General features: G+C 63.8%; 4 protein-coding genes. 2 read left to right on the top strand and 2 right to left on the bottom strand.

Annotation, left to right across the window (positions count from 1 at the left end):
• The first annotated feature begins 1169 nt into the window (after positions 1 to 1169).
• Entirely contained in the window at positions 1170 to 2252 is a 1083-nt protein-coding gene (locus NVV99_RS26030) for a hypothetical protein (RefSeq protein ID WP_081263504.1), read from the top strand.
• Entirely contained in the window at positions 2249 to 2830 is a 582-nt protein-coding gene (locus NVV99_RS26035) for a hypothetical protein (protein WP_231782153.1), read from the top strand. The genes NVV99_RS26030 and NVV99_RS26035 overlap by 4 nt, the downstream gene beginning before the upstream one ends.
• On the opposite strand, the gene NVV99_RS26040 is transcribed toward NVV99_RS26035, so the two are convergent.
• Both NVV99_RS26040 and NVV99_RS26045 read right to left on the bottom strand, forming a co-directional pair.
• Positions 2827 to 3174 carry a helix-turn-helix transcriptional regulator gene (locus NVV99_RS26040; protein WP_231782152.1) on the bottom strand — a complete coding sequence of 116 codons (348 nt, stop codon included), beginning with the start codon at positions 3172 to 3174 and terminating at the stop codon, positions 2827 to 2829. The genes NVV99_RS26035 and NVV99_RS26040 overlap by 4 nt on opposite strands.
• Before the next feature lie 217 nt (positions 3175 to 3391).
• On the bottom strand, positions 3392 to 3825 hold a 434-nt coding region (locus tag NVV99_RS26045), incomplete at its 5' end, for a helix-turn-helix transcriptional regulator (RefSeq protein WP_260783262.1).

A 3825-nucleotide genomic window follows, 5' to 3' on the forward strand; every position in this document is an offset into this window, starting at 1 on the left:
GGCTTGCGTTGCAGGCGTGCCGTGCGTGGCGTGCCGACAGTGCAATCCTTGCGTTCCTCGCGTGGCTTGCGTTGCAGGCGTGCCGTGCGTGGCGTGCCGACAGTGCAATCCTTGCGTTCCTCGCGTGGCTTGCGTTGCAGACACGCCGTGCAACATACGCAACATATGCATTGCGTGCACGCAATGCACGCAATGCGCGCGAGACATGCAATGCACGCAATGATCGCTCTGCACGCGCAGCCTACTTGCGTGACGTACACGCATTGCACGCAGTGCATGCACGAGACGCGGAATGCTTATCTGAAAGGGCCTGATCACCCGCTCCTCCCGATCCTTCATGGGAGAGGGTCGATGGCATTGCCGACAAGGCCGGCCAACAGAAGAAACGAAAAGGTAGGCCAGCATTGCTGACCTTCTCCGGGATGGATGGGTAGGGCCGCTTACTACGACGGGTGGCGGGGGAGGGGCGATCGTCGTGCGCGCATCTGCATACGTGGTGCCACATATCACATGTTGAACCCGTAGAACTCGGTACGATGCCCACGGTCGAATCTCCGGATTCGCCGATGTTCCGTCGGGGGGATGTCGGCTGTCGACGCGATCGCTGCGACCCCTCGACTTGTTGTGTGCCGAGTTCTTATAGAGCGATGTGAGGCGCCGAGGAGTGGGAGGGCGTCTATGGACCCGGTAGTGGGTGCAGTGAGCGAACTACTTGCACATGCGCGGGGACATGAAGCAGCGTCCGTCTTCGGGCTGATTCCGACGATCGAGCGGCTCCGTGACCGTCCCTTGCAGGTGGTCCGTAGTGACCATCTCGCCCCTGGCGTCTTCGGGGTCTGGCGCAGTTATCCGGAACGGGACGAGATTCACTACGCCCCGTGGGTCGCGACTCCCGATCGGACCGTTGCTCATGAATTCGGGCACATGCTGCTGGGGCACAGGGGGGTGCCCGCGTTGGAGACTGCAAAACGGACGCTTCCCCCGGAGTGGCATGACATGGCCAGTTTGATGCTGCGCGAGTGTGGCCAGCTCGACGGTCTCGACGAGCCTCGGCGACGCCTCGAGGTGGAGGCGGAGGCGTTCGCGTCGGAGTTGTGTCGGCGGATTGCCGGGGCAGGTGGGGCTCGGTCGGCTCGGATTCGATCGTTGCTGAACGAGGCGTTGTAGCGGTGTTCGCTTCGATCGTCGTGTCGGTCTTGTTGTGGTGGGTGGCTCTCACTCGGTTGTGGCGTTGGCGCACTTCGCGCTCGGTTCTGACGCTCGGTACCGCTGTGGTGTTCATCTTTATGGCGCTGCACACGACGGTAAATATCGGTGCGGTCGATCGGCTCATCAGCGAGGCAGTGGGGGTTGCGAACGCGACGTCGGCGGTCAAGCACGGGATCTTCTTCGGAATCTGTCTCGGCGCGTCGATCATCATCGTGGCGCTTCGGGTGCCCGACGTGGATCGCCAGCGGCGGTGGATCGCGCCCCTGTCGGCAGGGGCGACGGCTGCAACCGCGGTGGCGGTCGCATTGTTCTTCTCGGCGGAGGACGCTCCTCAGGCGACCGATGGCTACCAGTTCGACGAGCTCTACGTGCATCTGCCGGGCTATGCAGAATCCGCCGCCTTCGTGATGGGGGTGGCAGCGGTTCTGTGCACCGTCATCACTGTGGTCGTGTTGCTGGGTTGGGACCTGGGCACGCCCTCCGGGCGGGGGCTGGCGATCCTGGCCTGTGGGGTTGCTGTGCTGGCATCGTATGCGTGGATACGGGGCGGATACATCGTCGCGGCGCGCCTCGGGTGGGTCGAGACCTCGACGTATGCGCTGGATCTGACAACCCAGCTGGCTCTGATCGGAGCGGTTCTGACGACGCTCGGTCTGCTGTGGTCCTCTATCGAGGGGGTCTTCCGAAGTCAGAAGCAGCGTCGGGACTTCGCGGAGCTGTACATGATGGTGGTGAAGGAACGCTGGCCCGGCGTGGTTCGGGACTCGTGGACGTCATTCGATCCATCGCGTCGCACCGTGGACCGGGCGAGTGAGGTGCTCGATGCGCTGTCGATGCAGGCCGATGCGGACAAGTTGCCCGAACATGGGGTGCCGGCGACTCCGGAGTCGATCGCGCGGTGGGTGGACACCGGCGAGTCCGGGGGCATCGGGGTCGATGGGTTGCGGCCCCCGGTGGGGTTCGATGCGGTGAAGTGGGTGCGCGCCGTCGGTAGGGCGTTCCAGGATATTCACCTCTGCGATAAGGCGGAGATACGGAAGTGAAAGACCTGGTGGCCAGGGCGCTGACCGAGATCGCTGCGCCGTGGACAGTCAATATCGCGTCGTGTCTGATCCTCGGTTTCGCGATCGGTCATTCGGGCTGGGGTGCGTTCGTTGCGCTGTTCGCCGGTGTGCTGCCGATGGCTTTGATCGTGTGGGGGATGGTCCGTGACCGGATCGGGGACCATCACGTGACGGAGCATTCGGAGCGTCATGGGTTGATCGGGGCGATTCTCGGTCTGGTGCTCGTGGCCCTGGTCGTGCAGCTCGTGGCGCAGGGGCCGACGGAGATGATCGCCCTGACGTGTGCAGGCTTGGTGACCCTGGTGGGGATCGGAGTCTGGACCAGTGGGGTCGGCGTCAAAGCGTCGGTGCACATGGGGGTGTGGTGCGGCGTTGTCGCTGTCCTCGCGGTCGCACTGTCTGCTTGGTGGTGGACCGGATTGGTTCTCGCGCCGGCGATCGCCTGGTCCCGGATGCGGCTGAAGCATCACACGAGGAAAGAAATCGCGGTCGGTGCCGGCACCGGCCTGGTCATCGCGCCGCTGACGTACCTCGCGATCGTCAACTTCCCCTATTAGGGCCGGGTGGGTTCGTCGTCGTAGGGATTGTAGGTGCGAGCAGCCGCTTCGACGTCCTCGGTTCGCAGGGATTGCACCCACGAGATGTACCGCACAGCTTTTTCGAACGAGTCGTCGTCGGCGAAATACTGCAGCGGGACGCGGAAGAAGTCGGCAAGGTCCTGGGCGACTTTCAGGCCCGGATTAGGGCGTTGACCGTTGAGCAGCATGGAGATGTAGCCCTGGGTGATGGATCCGCCGTTGCTGCGGATGCCATCGACGATCTCGTTCATGGTGAACGGGCCCCGGTCCTTGGGGTGGACGTTGTCGATCAGGTAGCGGAGCTTGTCGGCGAACGTCGCCACGGTGGACCTCCTCGTGAATCTCGACAACGGCCAGGTGAACCGGGCTCGTCAAATCTACAACCACCCCCAATGCGTGAATCGACTCGCCGCTGTGGGGGCTCCACCACGTCCATCGCCTATCACCACGGTAATATTACGATCGTGATTTTGACCTTCGGGGGGTTTCCGATCGGATGGTCGACGAAACGCAGGAGTGCGGGTGAATGTGCCGGCGGGGTCACCGCGTCGATCTGCCCGACCGTCGGTGAGCACGCATCCACAGCGCTCTCACCTGTTCCTCGGTCGTGTCGAAGATGCGTGCCAACTTCAGGCATTCGGCATCGGTCAACGGGCGCTCGCCCCGTTCGAGGCGGGAGTAGGTGGACTTCGACAACCCCAGTTCATGAGCAATGTCGGCCTGCGCCATGCCCTGTCGGGTCCGCCAGCTCGCCAGGGTTTGTACCCCGTCCGGCACGACGGCAAGTTCGCTCACTGCGACGTCGAGGACTGAGGCCACGCGTTCGAGTGCGCTCGGGCTCGGTGCTCCCTCGCCGGTCTCCCAGCTTCGGATGGTGTTGTACGTGACCCCGGACAAGCGTCCGAGATCGGAGCGGGACAGGCCCCGTTCGCGGCGCACCTCGGTGAGCCGGGTGGGATCGAACCCGTACAGGG

It is taken from the genome of Rhodococcus sp. PAE-6, from assembly GCF_025290685.1.
Classification (GTDB): Bacteria; Actinomycetota; Actinomycetes; order Mycobacteriales; family Mycobacteriaceae; genus Rhodococcus; species Rhodococcus pyridinivorans.